Annotated in this window: 18 protein-coding genes; 12 read left to right on the top strand and 6 right to left on the bottom strand. The window is 70.8% G+C overall.

Annotated elements, in window-relative coordinates; genetic code table 11:
• The first annotated feature begins 80 nt into the window (after window positions 1-80).
• The 6 genes from sufD to AC507J_RS18530 are packed head-to-tail and all read left to right on the top strand — an operon-like array spanning window position 81 to window position 4524.
• Window positions 81-1223, top strand: coding sequence for a Fe-S cluster assembly protein SufD (sufD, locus tag AC507J_RS18505; protein WP_496290413.1), 1143 nt, complete (start codon window positions 81-83; stop codon window positions 1221-1223).
• On the top strand, window positions 1223-1549 hold the full coding sequence (locus AC507J_RS18510; RefSeq protein WP_496290414.1) for a non-heme iron oxygenase ferredoxin subunit: 327 nt from the start codon (window positions 1223-1225) through the stop codon (window positions 1547-1549). Before sufD ends, AC507J_RS18510 begins: the two co-directional genes overlap by 1 nt.
• Window positions 1549-2322 (top strand): Fe-S cluster assembly ATPase SufC, encoded by a 774-nt coding sequence (sufC, locus tag AC507J_RS18515; protein WP_496290415.1) that lies wholly within the window; start codon window positions 1549-1551, stop codon window positions 2320-2322. The genes AC507J_RS18510 and sufC overlap by 1 nt, the downstream gene beginning before the upstream one ends.
• A 26-nt stretch (window positions 2323-2348) precedes the next feature.
• Window positions 2349-3653, top strand: a complete 1305-nt coding sequence (locus AC507J_RS18520) for a cysteine desulfurase (RefSeq protein ID WP_496290416.1) — start codon at window positions 2349-2351, stop codon at window positions 3651-3653.
• Complete coding sequence (gene sufU, locus AC507J_RS18525) at window positions 3653-4129, top strand: Fe-S cluster assembly sulfur transfer protein SufU (protein WP_496290417.1); 477 nt, start codon at window positions 3653-3655, stop codon at window positions 4127-4129. Before AC507J_RS18520 ends, sufU begins: the two co-directional genes overlap by 1 nt.
• Window positions 4126-4524, top strand: a complete 399-nt coding sequence (locus AC507J_RS18530) for a metal-sulfur cluster assembly factor (RefSeq protein WP_496290418.1) — start codon at window positions 4126-4128, stop codon at window positions 4522-4524. Before sufU ends, AC507J_RS18530 begins: the two co-directional genes overlap by 4 nt.
• Window positions 4525-4613: 89 nt before the next feature.
• Here AC507J_RS18530 and AC507J_RS18535 read toward each other — a convergent pair whose 3' ends face one another.
• Window positions 4614-6482 carry a S8 family peptidase gene (locus AC507J_RS18535; protein ID WP_496290419.1) on the bottom strand — a complete coding sequence of 623 codons (1869 nt, stop codon included), beginning with the start codon at window positions 6480-6482 and terminating at the stop codon, window positions 4614-4616.
• Window positions 6483-7037: 555 nt separating this feature from the next.
• Here AC507J_RS18535 and AC507J_RS18540 point away from each other — a divergent pair.
• The 3 genes from AC507J_RS18540 to AC507J_RS18550 all read left to right on the top strand — a co-directional run bounded on the left by AC507J_RS18540 (window position 7038) and on the right by AC507J_RS18550 (window position 12506).
• A complete protein-coding gene (locus AC507J_RS18540) occupies window positions 7038-7766 on the top strand; it encodes a LysE family transporter (RefSeq protein ID WP_496290420.1) in 729 nt (242 codons plus the stop codon).
• A gap of 260 nt (window positions 7767-8026) precedes the next feature.
• A complete protein-coding gene (locus tag AC507J_RS18545; RefSeq protein WP_496290421.1) occupies window positions 8027-11722 on the top strand; it encodes a reprolysin-like metallopeptidase in 3696 nt (1231 codons plus the stop codon).
• A gap of 127 nt (window positions 11723-11849) precedes the next feature.
• Complete coding sequence (locus AC507J_RS18550) at window positions 11850-12506, top strand: acVLRF1 family peptidyl-tRNA hydrolase (protein WP_496290422.1); 657 nt, start codon at window positions 11850-11852, stop codon at window positions 12504-12506.
• Between the two features lie 37 nt (window positions 12507-12543).
• On the opposite strand, the gene AC507J_RS18555 is transcribed toward AC507J_RS18550, so the two are convergent.
• The 3 genes from AC507J_RS18555 to AC507J_RS18565 form a co-directional block, all read right to left on the bottom strand.
• Complete coding sequence (locus tag AC507J_RS18555) at window positions 12544-13572, bottom strand: hypothetical protein (protein WP_496290423.1); 1029 nt, start codon at window positions 13570-13572, stop codon at window positions 12544-12546.
• 73 nt (window positions 13573-13645) lie between these two features.
• Complete coding sequence (locus AC507J_RS18560; protein ID WP_496290424.1) at window positions 13646-14092, bottom strand: hypothetical protein; 447 nt, start codon at window positions 14090-14092, stop codon at window positions 13646-13648.
• 79 nt (window positions 14093-14171) lie between these two features.
• Window positions 14172-15392 carry an NHL domain-containing protein gene (locus AC507J_RS18565; RefSeq protein WP_496290425.1) on the bottom strand — a complete coding sequence of 407 codons (1221 nt, stop codon included), beginning with the start codon at window positions 15390-15392 and terminating at the stop codon, window positions 14172-14174.
• A gap of 134 nt (window positions 15393-15526) precedes the next feature.
• Here AC507J_RS18565 and AC507J_RS18570 point away from each other — a divergent pair, with 134 nt between their 5' ends.
• On the top strand, window positions 15527-16084 hold the full coding sequence (locus AC507J_RS18570; RefSeq protein ID WP_496290426.1) for a hypothetical protein: 558 nt from the start codon (window positions 15527-15529) through the stop codon (window positions 16082-16084).
• 35 nt (window positions 16085-16119) lie between these two features.
• On the opposite strand, the gene ypfJ is transcribed toward AC507J_RS18570, so the two are convergent.
• On the bottom strand, window positions 16120-17031 hold the full coding sequence (gene ypfJ, locus AC507J_RS18575) for a KPN_02809 family neutral zinc metallopeptidase (RefSeq protein ID WP_496290427.1): 912 nt from the start codon (window positions 17029-17031) through the stop codon (window positions 16120-16122).
• Window positions 17032-17263: 232 nt separating this feature from the next.
• Between ypfJ and AC507J_RS18580 the strand changes: the two genes are divergently transcribed.
• Window positions 17264-18868, top strand: a complete 1605-nt coding sequence (locus AC507J_RS18580) for an ABC-F family ATP-binding cassette domain-containing protein (RefSeq protein WP_496290428.1) — start codon at window positions 17264-17266, stop codon at window positions 18866-18868.
• 67 nt (window positions 18869-18935) lie between these two features.
• On the opposite strand, the gene AC507J_RS18585 is transcribed toward AC507J_RS18580, so the two are convergent.
• Window positions 18936-19535 carry a cadmium resistance transporter gene (locus tag AC507J_RS18585; protein WP_496290429.1) on the bottom strand — a complete coding sequence of 200 codons (600 nt, stop codon included), beginning with the start codon at window positions 19533-19535 and terminating at the stop codon, window positions 18936-18938.
• A 271-nt stretch (window positions 19536-19806) separates the two neighbouring features.
• Between AC507J_RS18585 and AC507J_RS18590 the strand changes: the two genes are divergently transcribed.
• Complete coding sequence (locus AC507J_RS18590; RefSeq protein WP_007072022.1) at window positions 19807-20034, top strand: helix-turn-helix domain-containing protein; 228 nt, start codon at window positions 19807-19809, stop codon at window positions 20032-20034.
• The last annotated feature ends 2 nt before the right edge of the window (window positions 20035-20036 follow it).

The following is a 20036-nucleotide window of genomic DNA, read 5'->3' on the forward strand; positions in this document are numbered from 1 at the left end:
GCCCCGCCCGGCGGGCCGGCATGGGCCGGCCCGCCACCGAAGCACCTACACCGTCGTCGCAAGAACAGACCAAGGACGAGATGACTACCCAGGCTTCCGCGCCGCCCAGCACCAAGTCGCAGGCGCTGCGCTCGTACGACGTCGCCGACTTCCCGGCCCTCACCGGCCTGGAGGAGGAGTGGCGCTTCACCCCGCTCAAGCGGCTGCGCGGGCTGGTCGGCGACGATCGCACCGCGGCCGGCACGCTCCGGCACGAATACACCGAGCTGCCCGAGGGCGTTTCCGTTGAGCGGGTCGGCACCGACGACCCGCGGGTGGGGAGCGTGCTCACCCCCGTTGACCGGGTCAGCGCGCTGGCCTACGGCGGCGCCACTGAGGCGCTGCTGGTGCGGGTGGCGCAGGACGCCGTGGTGAGCGGTCCGACCATCCTGCGGGCGGTCGGCGAGGGTAGCCAGGGCCTGGCCTTCGGGCACACCTTCGTCGAGGTGGGCCGGTTCGCCGAGGCGATCCTGGTGCTGGAGCACGTCGGTTCGACGACGCTTGCCGACAACGTCGAGGTGACGGTGGCCGAAGGGGCGAAGCTGACCCTGGTCACGGTGGCCGACTGGGCCGACGACGCGGTGCAGGCGCAGCACCTGAAGGTGCGGCTGGGCCGGGACGCGCGGGTGCTGCACGTCCAGGTCACCCTCGGTGGCGACCTGGTCCGCCAGTACACCAGCGTGGAGTACACCGACCGGGGCGGCGAGGCCGAGCTGTACGGCGTCTACTTCGCCGACTCCGGCCAGCACCTGGAGCACCGCCAGCTGGTCGATCACACCGTGCCGGACTGCCGCAGCCATGTCGGCTACCGGGGCGCGTTGCAGGGCGAGAGCGCCCGTACGGTCTGGGTCGGCGACGTGCTGATCCGCGCCGAGGCGACCGGCACCGACACGTACGAGATCAACCGGAACCTGCTGCTCACCGACGGCGCGCGGGCCGACTCCGTACCGAATCTGGAGATCGAGACCGGCGAGATCGCCGGTGCCGGCCACGCGAGCGCCACCGGCCGCTTCGACGACGAGCAGCTCTTCTACCTGATGGCCCGGGGCATCCCGGAGGCCGAGGCGCGCCGGCTGGTGGTGCGCGGCTTCTTCGCCGAGCTGCTGAACAAGATCCCGGTCGAGGAGCTGCGCGAGCGGCTCGGCGAGACGATCGAGGCCCGGCTGACGAAGGCCGGCGCCTGATGATCCGCATCTGCGCCGTCGAGGACGTGCCGAAGGGCACCGTGATCAGCGCCGACGTCGACGGCACCCAGATCGCCGTCGTGCACGGCGAGGACGACCGGTTCTACGCGGTGTACGACGAGTGCTCGCACGCCGCCGTGGCGCTCTCCGAGGGTGAGGTGGAGGGCTGCACGCTTGAGTGCTGGCTGCACGGCTCCCGCTTCGACCTGCGTACCGGCGAGCCGACCGGGCTGCCCGCCACCGAACCCGTACCCGTCTATCCCGTCGACGTACGCGACGGCGACATCTACGTCAGTCTGACGCCGAGTAATGGAGTGACCCGATAATGAGCACCCTGGAGATCCGTGACCTGCAGGTGTCGGTCAAGCTGCCCGAGGGTGAGCTCAAGCCGATCCTGCACGGTGTCGACCTGACCGTGCGCTCCGGCGAGACGCACGCCATCATGGGCCCGAACGGCTCCGGCAAGTCGACCCTGGCGTACTCGATCGCCGGCCACCCGAAGTACGAGATCACCGGCGGCTCGGTGACGCTTGACGGCGCCGACGTGCTGGAGCTCTCCGTCGACGAGCGGGCCCGCGCCGGCCTCTTCCTGGCCATGCAGTACCCGGTCGAGGTGCCGGGCGTTTCGGTGGCGAACTTCCTGCGTACCGCCAAGACCGCGATCGACGGCGAGGCGCCGAAGCTGCGTACCTGGGGCGGCGAGCTGCGCGGTGCGATGGAGCGCCTGCACATGGACCCGGCCTTCGCCCAGCGCAACGTCAACGAGGGCTTCTCCGGCGGTGAGAAGAAGCGGCACGAGATCGTGCAGCTGGAGCTGCTCAAGCCGAAGATGGCCATCCTCGACGAGACCGACTCCGGTCTCGACGTGGACGCGCTGCGCGTGGTCAGCGAGGGCGTCAACCGGGTCCGCGACACCGGTGACACCGGGCTGCTGCTGATCACCCACTACACCCGGATCCTGCGCTACATCAAGCCGGACTTCGTGCACGTCTTCGTCGCCGGCCGGATCGTCGAGCAGGGCGGCCCGGAGCTGGCCGACAAGCTCGAAGAAGAGGGTTACGAGCGGTACGTGGCCGGGGCCGGTTCGGCGCGGGTCTGAATTCCGAGGAAAGGTCGGTCACGACGATGACCACCATCGCGATCCCGTCAGGGATGCCGCAGTACGACGACGTGCCGCGCTTCGACGTGGCGGCGGTACGCGCCGACTTCCCGATCCTGGACCGGGAGATCAACGGCCATCCGCTGGTCTACCTCGACAGCGCCAACACCTCGCACAAGCCGCGCCAGGTGCTCGACGTGCTGCGCGAGCATTACGAGCGGCACAACGCGAACGTGTCCCGCTCGGTGCACACGCTGGGCACCGAGGCCACCGAGGCGTACGAGGCGGCCCGGGGCAGGATCGCGGCCTTCGTCAACGCGCCGAGCGTGGACGAGGTGGTGTTCACCAAGAACTCCACCGAGGCGATCAACCTGGTGGCGTACGCCTTCTCGAACGCCTCGCTGCGTCCCGACGCCGATCCTCGGTTCCGGCTCGGCCCCGGTGACGAGATCGTCATCTCCGAGATGGAGCACCACTCGAACATCGTCCCGTGGCAGCTGCTGGCCGAGCGGACCGGCGCGACGCTGCGCTGGTTCCCGGTCACCGACGGCGGCCGGCTGGACGAGTCGGGGCTGACGGACCTGGTCAACGAGCGGACGAAGATCGTCTCGTTGGTGCACATGTCGAACATCCTCGGCACGGTCAACGCCACCTCGCGGATCACCGCCCGGGTCCGCGAGGTGGGTGCACTGCTGCTGCTCGACTGCTCGCAGTCGGTGCCGCACATGCCGATCGACGTGGTCGACCTGGACGCCGACTTCATCGTCTTCACCGGGCACAAGATGTGCGGTCCGACCGGCATCGGGGTGCTCTGGGGACGGGCCGAGCTGCTGGCGGCGATGCCCCCGGTGCTCGGCGGCGGCTCGATGATCGAGACGGTGGCGATGGGCGGCTCCACGTTCGCCGCGCCGCCGGCCCGCTTCGAGGCCGGCACCCCGCCGATCGCCGAGGCGGTCGCGCTCGGCGCGGCGGTGGACTACCTCACCGCCCTCGGCATGCCGGCGATCCAGTGGCACGAGAAGCAGCTGACCGCGTACGCCCTGGATGCCCTGGGCAGCGTGCCCGGCCTGCGGATCTTCGGGCCGGAGGTGCCGGTCGGTCGGGGCGGCACCATCTCGTTCGCGCTCGGCGACGTGCACCCGCACGACGTGGGGCAGGTGCTGGACGCCCTCGGCGTGCAGGTCCGGGTGGGTCACCACTGCGCCCGGCCGGTCTGCACCCGGTTCGGGGTGCCGGCGATGACCCGGGCCTCGTTCTACCTCTACACCACCACAGAGGAGATCGACGCCCTGGTGGCGGGCCTGGAACAGGTGCGGAAGGTGTTCGGCTGATGCAACTTGAGTCTCTCTACCAGGAGATCATCCTGGACCACTACAAGCACCCGCACGGTCGCGGGCTGCGCGACGCCGCCGACCCGGCCGACCAGGTGGGCGAGGCGCACCACGTCAACCCGACCTGCGGCGACGAGGTGACCGTCCGGGTCGCCACCGACGGCGACGTCCTGCACGACGTGTCGTACGACGGGTTGGGCTGTTCGATCAGCCAGGCGTCCGCGAGCGTGCTGCACGAGCTGCTGACCGGCCGGGGCGCGGCCGAGGCGTTCGAGGTGCACGCGGCGTTCCTGGCGTTGATGTCCGGCCGTGGCCAGGTCACGCCGGACGAGGAGGTGCTCGGCGACGGGGTGGCGTTCGAGGGAGTCGCCCGCTATCCCGCCCGGGTCAAGTGCGCGCTGTTGCCGTGGATGGCGTTCAAGGACGCCGCGGCACGCGCCGGGGTGGGCGTGAGCCCGACGGAGGTGAAGGCATGACCGAGGAAACCACCACGCCTGAGACGGGCGCCGTGGCGACCGACGGCACGACGTCGCCGGCTGGCGGCGGCAAGGCCGCCGTGGCCGACGTCGAGGAGGCGATGAAGGACGTCGTCGACCCGGAGCTGGGCATCAACGTGGTCGACCTCGGCCTGGTGTACGGCGTGCACGTCGACGACGAGAACGTGGCCACCCTGGACATGACGCTCACCTCGGCGGCGTGTCCGCTCACCGACGTGATCGAGGACCAGGCCCGCCAGGCGCTGACCACCGGCCCCGGCGGCGGACTTGTCAACGACATCCGGATCAACTGGGTCTGGCTGCCGCCGTGGGGTCCCGACAAGATCACTGACGAGGGCCGCGACCAGCTCCGTTCCCTCGGCTTCAACGTCTGATCCCTACCGGACGTGGCGCCCGGAGCACCGGCGATGGCCGGCTCTCCGGGCGCTGTTTCGTCTCCGGTCGGGTTGCTTGCCTGGTCAGCTCAGAGGCTCAACGTCCAGCTGTCGAGGTAGCCGGTGTCGCCGCCGGCGGAGTCCTGGACGCGGAGCTTCCAGGCACCGTCGGCGGCCTTGCCGGACAGGTTCTGGGTGTAGGTCTGGAAGATGTTGTCGGCGCTGCCGCCGGTGCGGTTGTGCAGCACGTACGCGGTGCCGTCCGGGGCGATCAGCGAGACGGTGAGGTCACCGATCCAGGTGTGGTGGATGCGCACGTCGATGGTGCTGGTGGCACTGGCGTTGCCGGCGCAGCCGTGGATCACGATCGTGCTCTCGATGGTGCTGTTGTCGTTGATCGGGTAGTCGGTGGCGTTGGTCTGTGTGCAGCCGGGGGGACCGTTCACGGTGAGGATGAACGACGTGCTCTGGGTGGTCTCCGGTCCGGTGCCGAGCACGGTCAGCGGGTACTGACCCGAAGGGGTGCTGGCGGTGCTGGTCAGGGTCAGCGTGGCGGGGTCGCCGGAGGTGACCGTGGCGGGGCTGAAGTTGGCGGTCACCCCGGTCGGTAGGCCGGTGATGCTCAGCTCGACGCTGTGCGGCGTGCCGACCGTGGTGGTGGTGCCGACCGTGGCGGTGGTCGAGCCGCCGGGGTCGACGGTGCCGGCACCGGGGGTGACGGTGAGGCCGAAGTCCTGGGTGGGCGGCACGATGTTGCCGGTGTAGAGCAGCTTGTTCGGCGAGCCGGTGCCCGGACTGGTCACCACGTTGTTGGTGGCGTCGTTGACCAGCAGATCGCGGATCTGCTGCGGGGTGTAGCCGGGGTTGGCGGCCAGAGCGAGGGCGGCGGCACCGGCGACGTGCGGTGCCGCCATCGAGGTGCCGTCGATGGTGTTGGTGGCGGTGTCGCTGCCGATCCAGGCCGAGGTGATGCGGCTGCCCGGAGCGAAGATGTCCAGGCAGGTGCCGAAGTTGGAGTAGCTGGCCCGGACATCGGCGCTGGTGGTGGCGCCGACGGTGATCGCCTCCGGGGTACTGGCCGGAGTGAAGCTACAGGCGTTGGCGCCGCTGTTGCCGGCGGCGATGGAGTACACCACGCCGTCGGCGATGGAGCGGCTGACCGCGTCGTTTGTGGCCTGGTCGAAGCCGCCGCCCAGGCTCATGTTCGCCACCGCAGGCGCACCCGGCTGATGGTCCGCGGTGACCCAGTCGATACCCGCGATGACCTGCGCGTAGGTGCCGCCACCGCTGTTGTTCAGCACGCGTACCCCGACCAGGGTGACCCCCTTGGCCACGCCGTATGCGGTGCCGCCGACCGTGCCGGCGACGTGGGTGCCGTGGCCGTTGCCGTCGTCGGCGCTGCCGCCGTCGATGGCGTCGAAGCCGGAGATGGCCCGCCCGCCGAAGTCGGCGTGGGAGAACCGGATGCCGGTGTCGATGATGTATGCGGTGACGCCGCTCCCGTCGTTCGGATAGGTGTAGACGTCGTTCAATGGCAGTGCCCGCTGGTCGACGCGGTCCAGACCCCAGGACGGAGTCGGGGACTGGGCGTCGAAGATGGAGACGGTGCGGTTCTGCTGGACGTAGTCGACGGCCGGGTTGGCGGCCAGCCGCTTGGCCGCCCGCTCGGACAGTTGCACCTCGAAGCCGCGCAGCGCGTCGCGGTAGGTGCGGGCGACGGTTCCGCCGTGCCTGTCGGCGAGCGTCTTTGCCGTGGCCCCGACCTGCGCCCGGCTCACCTTGCTCTCCTTCAGCACCACGATGTACGAGTCGGTGACGGCGGTCCGGTCGCCGACGTGCAGGACCTGTCCTGCCGCGGGTTCGGCGCTGGCCGGGGCGGCGAAGGCCACAGTGGTGAGCGCCGCAGTGGCGGTGAGTCCGAGGCGCCCGAGGCGTCGCGGTGGCCGGGAGAAGATCATCTCCCGCCTCCTTTCCATGCTCGGCCACCCGGCTTGTGGCCGGGTAACCGTCGGTCCGGTGATTGACTGACACAGATGCTAGGCGCAAAAGAGATCGATGTAGAGGGATATGATCTACCTTTTTAATCCCGTACTCTGATGGGTTTGCAATCCAGATACGTGGATTTGTTGTTGCCTGGACCGGGTGGCGTTCATGGCGGCGATGGCCGCCGCATGTTGCCCGTTGTTGCGGGTCAGTTTCGAATTCGTGTCGTGGTCGCGACCGATTTCTCCGCCCTCAATGGTGGGGATGGCGGTTTCCGTGGAGCAACCATTCAAAATTGTCGCTGGCAGCGCTTCCTGCGGTGCCCCACCGGCGAGCAACGCAGAACCCCGCGCTGTCCAGCGGAGCCAGGTCGGGTCGGCGGAATATGCGTGGCGGCGGGTGGCGTCACCGTCGCAGGATGACGGCGTGAGTGAGACGTACCCGATGCAGCCGTTCCCTGTCGCCGTGGCCACCGCCGTGCGCCGACAGCAGCCGGCTGCGGGAACGCTCTCGCGGCACCGCGTACGGTCGTGACCGGCGCCCTCCTGGCTGGCCTGATAGCCGGCTACGGTGTCGCCGTCCCGGTCGGTGCGATCGCCGTGCTCATCCTCGGACTCGCCGCGCGCACCTCGTTCCGGGTGGGCGCGTCCGCCGCGCTCGGAGTGGCCACCGCGGACGGGATCTACGCCGGGCTGGCCGCGTTCGGCGGTGCCATCGTCGCTGGCTGGCTGGCCCCGCTGGCTACCCCGTTGCGGCTGGTCGCGGCGGCCGTCCTCTTCGCCCTCGCCGGGCACGGGGCATGGCGGGCCCTGCGGCCCCGCGGCCCAGCCCACCCGAACTCGGGCACCGCGGACCAGCCGGGCGTCGAGGGCCGGGCGGACACCGGGGGCCGGCCGGGCGTCGAGGTCCGGGTGGGCGTCGAGGGTGGGGCGGACGGCCGGGCCGGGCGACGCGGCCTGGAGACGCCGGTACGGGCGTTCGTCGGGGTCCTCGCGCTGACCCTGCTCAACCCGGCCACCGTCGTCTACTTCACGGCGCTGGTGCTCGGCCGGGCGGACCTGGGCGGTTCCGGTACCGCCATCGCGACGCTCTTCACCCTCGGTGTGTTCATCGCCTCGGCCAGTTGGCAACTGCTGATCGCCGCGGGCGGCACGGTGGTCGGCCGGGTGCTCACCAGCGACCGTGGCCGGCTCGTCACCGCCCTGCTGTCGAGCACCATCATCGCGGCACTCGCCATCGCCACCCTCCTCAGTCACTGACGACGTTGACATTGGTCTCCGGTCGACTGCTGCGCAGCAGCCCCCGGTCCACTGTCGGCGATCCACCCGTTAAGAACTCGCGACGGTCCTGTTGCGATTCGCTCACCCGGCGGTCGTGCCAGAGGTTCTTCCGCTGATCGGTGGATGTTCGGCATCGGCCGTCCGCCTAGGGTGCAGTCAGATCCGTAGATCATCCGGGTCCGTCCCGCCGACCCGGGGCGGCGCGGTTCGGTCTCACCCTTCACGATCAGGGAGCTGACTTGAGGATCCCCCGTACCCACCGATCAGGTGGCCGGTCCCGGCGTGGGCGACTGGCCGGAGTCCTGGTTGCCGCGTTGACCGCGGCGATGCTGCCGGTCCTGGCGGCACCGTCGCCGGTCGGCGCCGCACCCTCGGCCGACGGGCCGTGGCGCAAAGTGGACGGCAAGCCCGCCGCGACCAAGTCCGGCCGGGCGGCCGCCATCAAGGCGAAGCGACTGAGCGCCTACACCCTGGACCGGGCCGGTATCAAGGGCGTGCTGGACAAGGCGCCGACGGAGAACCGCCGGGCTTCGCGTCAGGCGAGCCAGGTCGTCTCGTTGCCCGCGCCGGACGGCAGCTTTCAGCGCTTCGAACTGGTGAAGTCGCCGGTGATGGAAGCCGCCCTGGCCGCGAAGCATCCGGAGATCAACACGTACGCGGGCCGGGGCCTGGACGATCCGACCGCGACGATCCGGGCCGACCTGACCCCGCTCGGCTTCCACGCCTCGGTCCGCTCGGCGGACGGCGCCTGGTACATCGACCCCTACTACCAGCGCGACCAGAGCCTGTACGCGAGCTACTTCGCCCGGGACCTGGAGAACCGCAACGGTGACTTCGTCGAGCGGGAGGACGTCGAGTCAGCGGCCCACGCGCTGCACGACGAGATCCACGAGGCGCACGACGAGCCGGTGGTGGGTCCGCTCGTGACGCTGCGCACCTACCGCCTCGCCTTCGTCACCGACCCGTCGTACGCCAGCTACTTCGGCGCGGAGAACGTGACCGCGGCGAAGGTGACGCTGATCAACCGGGTGAACCAGATCTACGAGGATGAGACCGCGATCCGGCTCGTACTGGTAAACGAGACCGACAAGACGAACCTGAACACCCCGGCGCTGGCCACCGAGCCGAACGGCCCGTGCGGTGGCGCGGCCTGCTACACCCCGGCCCAGCTCAGCGGCTGCACCGGTGGCCTGCTGAACCGCAACCGGATCGTGCTCGGTCAGCTCATCGGCGCCGGTAACTACGACGTCGGCCACATCGGTCTGGGCCTCAGCGGTGGCGGCGTCGCCGGCCTCGGCGTGGTCGGCGGCGACGGCAAGGCGCGCGGCTGCACCGGCCTGCCGAACCCGGTCGGGGACTACTTCGCAGTGGACTACGTGGCACACGAGATCGGCCACCAGTTCGCCGGCAACCACACCTTCAACGGCAACCAGTGGAACTGCTCGGGCGGCAACCGCAGCGCGGCCAACTCGTACGAGCCGGGCAGCGGTTCGTCGATCATGGCGTACGCCGGCATCTGCCAGCAGGACAACCTCCAGCCGCACACCGATCCGTACTGGTCGCACCGCACCTACACCGAGATCACGAACTTCGTGACCTCGACCCGGCCGGCGATCAACGAGGTGCAGACGGTGTCGCTTCGCGACTTCGACACCGACGGTGACTCGTTCACCGTCAACTACGGTGGCGCGGACTCGACGCCGATCGTGCGCGGGGTCAACTACACCACCGCCGGGATCAAGGCGGCGATCGAGGCGATTCCGGGTTGGCCGGCGGGTGCCACGGTGACCGTGGCCGCCTTCGGTGGCAGTGGCGCGCTCAACGACACCGGTTTCCAGGTCACCTTCGGTGGTGCCCTGGCCGCCACCAACGTCGCAGCGTTCGCCCTTACCAACGTCACCGGTGTCACCGGTTTTGTCGGCGAGACCGCCAAGGGCGGCGCCGTCGACAACGGCGGCCACCTGGTCGAGCAGACCACCAACCACGCCCCCGTGGTCACCGTGCCGGAGAACGTCACAATTCCGGTGCGTACGCCGTTCGCGCTCACCGGCAGCGCCATCGACGCCGACCGCGACGTGCTCACGTACCTGTGGGAGCAGAACGACCGGGGCGGCACCGCCGGTACCGCGCTGATGAACAACACCAAGACCAACGGCCCACTGTTCCGGGTCTTCGGCGAGCCGGCGTGGGTGTCGCCGGAGGACGCCCTGAAGTACCACTCGCCGGGCCAGAACGCGGTCACCACCAATTCGACCCGGGTATTCCCGGACCTGAAGCAGGTCCTGGCGGGCAACACCAACGCCGCGACCGGCACCTGCCCGGCCGCGCCGGCGCCGCCGGCCAGCGGTAGCGCCTCGAACGTCCCGCCGGAGATCCTGGACTGCTACTCGGAGTTCCTGCCCACCCGGGACTGGGTCGGCGTCAACAACGACCGGACCCTCAACTTCAAGCTCACCGCCCGCGACGGTCGGCTTGGTGGCGGCGGCGTCGGCAGCGCCAACATCGCGTTGACGCTTGCCCCGGACGCCGGGCCGTTCCTGGTCACCTCGCAGGCCAGCGCCGCCGTCCTGGACGGTGCCTCGGCGCAGACCGTGACCTGGGACGTGGCCGGCACCGACGCGGCGCCGGTGAACGTCAGCAACGTGAAGATCACGCTTTCCGTCAACGGTGGCGAGACCTTCCCGTACGTGCTGGCCGAGAGCACCCCGAACACCGGTAGCGCCACGGTGCACCTGCCGAACGTGGCGACCGGGCAGGCTCGGCTCAAGATCGAAGCGGTCGGGAACGTCTTCTTCGCCGTCAACGACGCCGAGTTCACCATCCGGTCCGCTCCCGAGGTGTCCCACGACGCCCCGGCGGGCGGGGCCGGCGTCCAGTACAGCGACGCGCTCTCACCGGCGGTCACGATCACCGCGTCCGACGCCGACGGCACCGGGGCGGCGCTTACCGCGTCCGCCACCGGTCTGCCGGCCGGGCTGGCACTGACCCTGGCGGACACCTCCGGGACGGACACCCGGCCCGGCACCCGGAACTGGACGGTCACCGGCACCACCGCGGCGGCCCCGGGCGACTACCCGGTCACCGTCACCGTCTCCGACGGCACCGGCCTGACCGGCAGCACCTCGTTCACCATCCGGGTCACCCCGGAAGACGCGGCGGTCAGCTGGGCCGGTGACACGCTGGTGAGCACCGCGAAGCGCGGCGACGCCGGCAAGACCCTGCTCCGGGCGGTGCTTCGGGACAGCTCCGTGCCGCCCTCGGCGACTGACACCACCGGTGGTGACCTGCGCAACGCCACGGTGACCTTCACCGCGGGCGGTGCGACGCTCTGCACCGCACCGGTGGAACTACTGCTCGCCACCGCCACCACCACCGGTTCGGCCGCCTGCGAGGCCACCCTGCCGGCGGGCACGCACCCGGTCACCGCGACGGTCGGTGGCCACTACACCGGCAGCACCACCGCCACGGTGCGGGTGGCCGGCTCCGACGGCGGGTTCCTCACCGGTGGTGGGCACCTCAGCGTCGACCGGTCCGCCGGGGCGTACCCGGCCGACCGGAACTCGAAGGTCGAGGTGGAGCTGAACGCGAAGCCGGCCACGGGCAAGAAGGCCGCCTCGGGCAAGGCCGAGATCGAGTTCCGCTCCGGCGGCAAGACCTATCAGGTCAGGGCCACGACCGTCGACGGCCTCGGGGTGACCTCCGCCGGCAAGGCCGCCCAGGTGCGCTACCGGGCCAGCCTGCACGACAGCAAGGGCAAGCTGGTGGCGAGCGGTCTGACGCTTGCGGTAACGGTGACCGACCGGGGTGCCCCCGGCCGCAACGACGGCGTCGGGCTCACCCTCTGGCAGGGCGGTCGGCTGCTCCTCTCGTCCGACTGGACGGGTGCGGGAACCGGCGAGGTGAAGCTGACCGGCGGCAACCTCACCGTGCACTGACCGGCGGCAGCCGCACCGTGCACTGACCGACGAGGAGTACACGCGGCAGGACACCCGGGCGGGTGTCCTGCCGCGTCACCCGTTTCCCGCCCGGCGGCGGTGCCGGCCCGTACCGTACGGTCGTGGCATGAGCAGCAGGCCGGCGGCCGGGGGCGGTCGATGGGTGGAGGTCGAGCCGGCCCGCGTCGCGCGCTGGGTGGCCGGCTTCACCGACCGGCACGGCGCACCCACCGCCACCGTCGAGGGGTACGGCCTGCTGCTGACCGCCCCGGACGGTGCCACCGCCGAGCTGCACACCCCACCGGGCGCGCCGCCCACCTCGGATCTGGCCACCTTCGTGGCCGCCGCGACGACACCGCGCCGGATCGGCCTGCTGCTGGCCCGCAAGGGTGCGGTGGCGGTGGGGGTGGCCGAGGGGGAGCGGCTGCCGGTGCACAAGGTGGACACCCGCCACGTGCAGGGACGTACCGCTGCGGGTGGCTGGTCGCAGCAGCGGTTCGCCCGGCGGCGGGACAACCAGGCCAAGGCGGCGTTGGCCGACGCGGTGGAGCTGGCGGTCCGGCTGCTGCTGCCGCAGGTCGACCGGCTGGACGCGGTGGTGGCCGGCGGGGACCGGCGGGCCGTGGACAGCGTGCTGGCCGACCGTCGGCTCGCGTCGCTGGCCGCGCTGCGCGCCGACCGGCTGCTGGACGTGCCGGAACCCCGACACGCGGTGCTGCTGGCCGCCGTCGCCGCCGCCCGGGCGGTCCGCATCCTGGTACGCGAACCGCAGCCGGACGGTTAGCGGAACCGGCGACCGTCTCGCTCAGTAGAGGTCTCGCTCAGGAGGGGCGCAGCGAGCCGTCGGTGATGTCGGAGGGTTTGGCGCTGCTCACGGCGGGCGTGGCGACCGCCAGTGGGCCGGAGGTGTTGCTCCGGATCGAGGCGGCCCGCGAGGTGGCGATGGTCTCGCAGATGTTCGTGAAGGCGTCGCGGACCTTGCGTTCCTCCTCGAACACGTCGCCGCTGAGCTTGCTCAGCGCGTCGCTGACGTTCACCGCCACCTCCTGGGCGGTCGGCGCGCTCAGGTCGTTGGTCTTGGGCGGATCCGGCGCCAGCCCCTGCGCCATGGTGCTGCCGATGATCAGGACGGCTCCGGCGACGGCCACGCCGCCGGTGGCGATGGTGAGCCCGGTGCCGACGGCGATGCCGACCAGGGTGCCCCAGGTGTAGCTCTTCGGATCCTTGCTGTTGTTCAGCTCCTTGACCGCGGCGATGGACTGGTCGAGCAGCTGCACGACCGCCTTGCGGTAGCGGATGTACATGATCTTGCTGCACTCGAGCTGTTCCCGGGCCACCTTGGCCACCGCCGCCTGGTTGACCGAGACGTTCTGCAACGGCGTCAGGAAATTGTCGATGAAGTTCACCTGGAGGTCGCCCTCCCAGTGGTTCATGTCCGACCGGACATCGTTTATCCGGGAGAGGGCGGCGCTGGCCGGGACGAAGTTCCCCGCGCCGTCCTGGCTGCCCTGGAACGAACTCTCGATGGTGCGCAGACCGTCGATCATCGGGTTGATGGCGTCCGGGTCCGGCATCAGGTGCCGCTCGAACGCGGGCACCACCCACTCGTAGTACTCGTTCCGTACGGTCTGGCGATATCCCTCGATCTCCTCCGGGGGGATCGGCGACATCGGCACCGCGTCGGGGCCGTTCTGCTGCTGCCACTGCACGTCGACGGCCTTGCGCCACGACTCCACGTCGTCGAGGGTCTGCCGGATCAGTTCCTGCTTCAACTGCTCGGCCTTGGTCCGTACGGTGCTCTCGTAGCTGCCGCCCGCGAGGTCGGCCGGGGTGGTCACGGTGTCGGTCATCGGCGGGGTGTCCTTCTGGCTGCCGGATAGGGGTCGGTGGCGCTGCCGGTCAGGGCAGCGGTGCGGATGCCGGTCAGGGCAGCGGCGGCGGGGTACCGGGGTGCTCGTCGTCGCCCTCGGCCGGCGGGTTAGATGCCGGATCGTCCAGGTTGTGGTTCCGCGGGTCGTTGATGTACAGCCGCAGCGCGTCGGAGTTGACCTGGTCGGTGTCGAGGTAGGCCTGAGTCGCGTCCCGGATGCCGTCCCCGGCGAGCTGGATGGTGTCGCCGATCTGCGTGAACATGTGTTGCAGCTCGTTGCGCAGCTGGGCCCAGGCGGCACCCACCGGGCTCGACAACTCGGTGGACCCCGGGTAGACGGGCGTGCTGTCCCGGAACGCGTCGGCGTCGCTGGACGAGCCGGATCCGCGCGCTCCCGCGACCGTACGGGCCGCGTCGTAGTAGACGTCGGCGATCCGGGGCAGGTGCACCTCCGAGACCCGCCAAAGGCGGTAGAGGTCGCCACCAACAACTTCAGCCATCATCCCGTCCCTGTGTCGTTAGCTGTCGATTCCGCCGGCCCCAGCCGACGGAGGCGGTCGTAGCGGGCGGATGCCCGGGTCAGGACCGGCGACGCCGGGTGAGCGCCCAGCCGGCCACCAGGAGGAGCAGCACGCCGGCCCCGGCGGCCAGCAGCCACCAGCGGGTGCCGTCGCCGGTCTCGTCGTCCGATGCCGACGCCGCGCCGCCGTCGTCGTGCACCGCGTACACCCGGTGCTCGCTGGTGGCCAGCAGGTAGACCGTGTCCGAGCCGTCCGTCGCGAGTTGGGGCACCACGGTGCCGACGGTCTGCGCGTCGAGCGTGGCGACGGTACGCAGCACCCCGTCCGGGCCCAGCCGCAGGATCTTCCGCTCGCCCTGATCGTAGAGGTGTACGCCCCGGGCGCTGGCGTTGATCGCGGCGACGTTGTTAAGCGGCGGCTCGGCCGGCGGCCAGGTCGCCGAGGTGGAGAGCGTCCACGGCCCGTCGCCGGTCGCCGCGTCGCCGGGTCTGCTCACGGTGGCGATCTCGCCGTCGCGGAGGCGGTGCAGCACCAGCGCGTCGGCCAGCCACACGTCGCCGTCGGGCCCGACCGAGATGCTGTTCACGGCCGGCAGCGGCAGTTCGGTCGCCGGGCCGCCCGCCGCGGTGAGCTGGCTGGCCCCGTTGCCCGCGACGGTGTCGATGGTGCCGGACGGCGCGATGGCGCGTACCCGCCGGTGGGCCAGATCCCCGAGGTAGAGCGTGCCGTCGGCGGCCACGGCCAGGCCACCGGGCTGGCCGATCGCGGCGCCCGTGGCCGGGCCGCCGTCGCCGGTCGAGCCGGGCCGGCCGGTGCCGGCGACCACCGAGATTCCGCCGTCCGGCGCGAGCGCGAAGATCCGCAGCAGCGTGCTGTCGGCCAGGTAGAGCGTCCCGTCCGGACCGAGCGCCAGGCTGCCGGGGCTGCCCAGGTCCACCTCGGTGCCGCGCGTCCCGGCCGGGATGCCGTCGTCCGGGTTGCCCGCCCGGCCGCTGCCGGCCACCGTGGTGATCGTGCCGTCGGGTGAGACCGCCCGGACGGTACGGTTGCCGGTGTCGCTGATGTACACCGTGCCGTCCGGGGCCACCGCGATCCCGGCGGGGCTGCTCAGCTCGGCCGCTGCGGCGGGCCCGCCGTCACCGGAGTTGCCGGCGGTGCCGACGCCCGCGACCAGCACCGGTGATCCGGTATCCGGCCCGGATCCCGCAGGGGAGAACAGGGTCGCGGTGCCCGCGACGAGGGCGGTGAGCGTCGTGGCGATTCCCCGGATCGTCAACACCGGGCATGTCTACCACACGATATTGCCCGTACGAGCCTGCGGTCCGGAGCCCTTCACCGGATCCGGACGGTGGGTGCATCGCGCTGCAAGCCCTTGCGGACAATGCACCGGAAGCCCTTGAGTGAAGGAGAGTCATGCCCTTCGACAGTCAGCAGCGGACGGCGACGGCCGTCTCACCCGACCACAACATCGAGGCCCGGGTGTCGCCCGACGGCCAGGTGGAGGTGCGGTTCCAGCCCGGCACCTTCGAGACCTACAACGAGAACCAACTCAGCTATCAGCTGTCCCGGTTGGGCATGCTGGCCTGGGTGGCCGCGCAGCGGGCCCGGACCGAGGCGTACCGCGTCGAGCAGGGCCTGACCCAGCAGGAGGTCGTCCAGTTGGGGCAGGAGAAGCCGCGCGATCCCCGGCGCGAGCAGTACGCCGAGGATCTGGCCACGGTGGAGGGTGAGGGGGTCTCCGCCTCGGGGGCGGTCCGGATCCGGACCACCGGTATGGCGGGCTGGTCCGTCCAGCTGGAGAGTGGGTCGCTGCGCCGGCTCGGCGAGCACGGCTTCCTGGCCGAGCTGCACTCGGCGGTACGGGCCCTGTTCGCCGACCGGGAACAGAAGATCATCCTGATCAAGGCCAGATACTTCGACCTCGGCATCCCGCGCCGGTGGCGGGAACTCACCGACCACCTCCTGCGGTAGCGGGCGCCGGCCGGTAGCGGGCGCCCGCCGCCGGGTCAGAGCGCGCCGCTGAACGTGTCGCAGGAGGCCGGGTCGCCGGTGGAGTAGCCCTGGTTGAACCAGCGCTTGCGGTCGGCGGAGGAGCCGTGGGTGAACTCGTCGGGGTTCACCGGCCGGTTCGCCCGCTTGGAGATCGCGTCGTCACCGATCGCCTCGGCGGTGTCGATCGCCTCGGCGATGTCCCGCTCGGTGATGCTGGTGAAGATCTTCTGGCCGCTCTCGTCGGCGGTGCCGGTGGCGTTCTTCGCCCAGGCGCCCGCGTAGCAGTCGGCCTGTAGCTCCAGGCGTACCGACAGCTGGTTGGCGGCGCCCGGGTCGCGCTGCTGCTGGCGGCGGACCTGCTCGTTGGTGCCGAGCAGGTTCTGCACGTGGTGGCCGTACTCGTGGGCCAGCACGTACGGCTGGGCGAACTCGCCGCTGGCACCGAGCTGCTCGGCCAGCACCTGGTAGAACGACAGGTCGATGTAGACAAGCGAGTCGGCCGGGCAGTAGAACGGGCCGACGCCCGAGTCGGCCTGACCGCAGGCGGTGTTGACGGCCTGGCTGAAGAAGACGGTCCGGGTCGGCCGGTACTGCTCGCCGAGGGCCTCGGGCAGGGCGGTGCGCCAGTACGCCTGGATCGAGTTGACGTAGAGGGTGTTGCGGCAGTCCAGCTGCTCCAGCGCGTCCGGTTCCGCGCAGCGCTGTTCCAGGGCGGTGTTGTCGGCCTGCTCCTCGCCGCCGGTCATCACGTTGAGCCCGAGGCCGCCGCCGACGAGGGCCACCAGCACGGCGATGACGATGCCGACGATCCCGCCGCGCCCGCCGCCGCCGATCGGGATCGGAATGCCCAGTCCACCGCCACCACCACCGCCTCGTCGGTCCTGCACCTGGCTGGTGTCGATGCGGGCGTTCTCGTTCAGCTCCATGATGACCCCGATCAGTACGTGGCGCTCGTGGCCGCAACCGCTCCGGATGGCGGATCCGGTACCCGTCGATCTTGATTGGTAATCCCCGGTGGGTGTCAGCCGGACCCCGGTACAATTGCCGGGTGCTGCGCTGCGAAGGCTGAACGCCCCGCGCCGACGGGTCGACCGGGACCCGCCGGCGCTTTCGTGTGCCCTGAGTCAGCCCTTCGGACCCCGAGAGCGAGTACCCGACATGATCACTGCCACCGGCCTGGAGCTGCGCGCCGGCTCCCGGATCCTGCTCTCCGACACCACGCTGCGGGTGCAGCCGGGTGACCGGATCGGCCTGGTCGGCCGCAACGGCGCCGGCAAGACCACCACCCTGAAGGTGCTCGCCGGGGAGGGGCAGCCGTACGCCGGGCAGATCGACCGGCGCAGCGCCGTCGGCTACCTGCCGCAGGACCCGCGTACCGGCGATCTGGACGTGACCGGCCGGGACCGGGTGCTCTCCGCCCGCGGCCTGGACGTGCTGATGGCGCAGATGAAGGAGCTGGAGCAGCGGCTCGCCGACGGCGGCGACGAGAAGCTGGTCCGCCGCTACGGCGCGCTGGAGGACCAGTTCGCCGCGCTCGGCGGGTACGCGGCCGAGGCCGAGGCCGCCCGGATCTGCGCCAACCTGGGGTTGCCCGACCGGGCCCTGGCCCAGACCATCGGCACCCTCTCCGGCGGCCAGCGCCGGCGCATCGAACTGGCCCGGATCCTGTTCCGTGACGCCGGTGAGAACGGCGGCGGCATCCTGCTGCTCGACGAGCCCACGAACCACCTCGACGCCGACTCGATCAACTGGCTGCGCGGCTTCCTCGCCAACCACAAGGGTGGGCTGGTGGTGATCTCCCACGACGGCGACCTGTTGCAGTCGGTGGTCAACAAGGTCTGGTTCCTCGACGCCACCCGGTCCGTGGTCGACATGTACAACCTGGGCTGGAAGGCGTACCTGGAGGCGCGGGAGACCGACGAGCGGCGCCGCCGCCGGGAGCGGGCCAACGCCGAGAAGAAGGCCGGCGCGCTGATGGCCCAAGCCGACAAGATGCGGGCAAAGGCCACCAAGACGGTCGCCGCGCAGAACATGGCCCGCCGCGCCGAGCGGCTGATGTCCGGCCTGGAGGAGGTACGCGTCGCCGACAAGGTGGCCAAGGTGCGCTTCCCCGCACCGGCCCCGTGCGGCAAGACCCCGCTGACCGCGAGCGGCCTGTCGAAGTCGTACGGCTCGTTGGAGATCTTCACCGACGTCAGCGTGGCGGTGGACCGCGGCTCCCGGGTGGCCATCCTCGGCCTCAACGGCGCCGGCAAGACCACCCTGCTGCGGATGCTCGGCGGCCTGCTGAAGCCGGACACCGGCGAGGTGCACCCCGGTCACGGGCTGCGGTTGGGCTACTACGCCCAGGAGCACGAGACGCTTGACGTGGAGCGGACCGTGCTGGACAACATGCGGGCCGCCGCGATCGAGCAGACCGACACCGAGCTGCGCAAGATCCTCGGTGCCTTCCTCTTCTCCGGCGAGGACGTCGACAAACCCGCCGGGGTGCTCTCCGGTGGGGAGAAGACCCGGCTGGCGCTGGCCACCCTGGTCTGCTCCGGCGCCAACGTGCTGCTGCTCGACGAGCCGACAAACAACCTCGACCCGGTCAGCCGGGAACAGGTGCTCGACGCCATCGCCCGGTATCCCGGCGCGATCGTGCTGGTCACCCACGACCCCGGCGCGGTGCTCGCGCTCAAGCCCGACCGCGCCATCCTCCTGCCCGACGGCGACGAGGACGCCTGGAGCGACGACCTCCTCGAACTCGTCGAACTCGCCTGACCGGAAAGGAAGGGCCCCCTTTTAACGCCTGCGGTAGAGGAAGGGCCCCCTCTTAACAGTTGGTGGATCAGCGCGTCAGGTCGAGAAGGGCGCCGACGACGCCGGAGGTGGCCAGGATGACCATGCCGATGGCGATGAAGACCGTCGGCACCAGCCAGCGGCCCGCCCGTTCGACCAGCCGGGTCACCCTCGGGTGCCCGCCGAGCCGGCGGCCGGCCGCGCACCACACCGCGATGAGCACCACGAAGACCAGCACGAAGACGGCGGTGTCGGCCGCGCCGAGCGTACGGAACACCGGCACGTAGACGGCCACGTTGTCGGCGCCGTTGGCCACCGTCACGCCGGCCACACCGAGCGTCCCGGCCACCACCGGTGGTGCCTCCTCGGCGTCGTGTCGCCGCAGCGCGCGTACGCCGAGGGCGATCGGTAGCAGCCCGAGCAGGCCGGTCCACGCGTCCGGCACGACAAGCAGCCCGGCCGCGACCACGGCACTGAGCAGCACCAGGGCGCCGATGCCGAGGTACTGGCCGGCGACGATCTGCCAGCTGCCGGGTCGACCGGTGGTGCGGGCGGTGATGAAGAGCAGCGTCAGGATGACAATGTCGTCGATGTCGGTGGCGATGAAGACTGCGGCAGCCGCGGCAACGGTGCCGATCAGGTCGAGCACGGCAGCAGGTTACCGGGGGTACGCCGGTCGATGCGCCGCGCGGCCGCCCGCCACCGGGGGCGGCGGGCGCTGTCGCGCACCGTGGTTGCTGGGAGCGCTGCCCGGCCCGGCCAAATTGGGGCGGACCGGTCGGCGGGATCACCTATCGGGAACCTGACATTGCATAGCGTGTCGGTTGGCGAATAGTTGATATCTGGCGCATGATCGTTCGAGGCGGTCTAATAGGTGGGACCGTATCCGAACCGCACAGTCTGGGACGTGAGGACACAGTATGGCAGCCACGGGCACAGCCACCAGCACTGAGAAGGGTCGCCGGATCGTCGGAGCCGAGCGCCAGACGCTCGCCAAGGACCTGGTCAAGCGGTACACCGGGGGAGAGAGCATCCGTGCGCTCGCGGCTTCGACCGGCCGCTCCTACGGTTTTATCCACCGGGTGCTCACCGAATCCGGAGTGCAACTACGGCAGCGCGGCGGCGCCCGGCGTCGCAAGAAGGCGTGACG

This window comes from Micromonospora sp. PRAS1 (genome assembly GCF_059553435.1).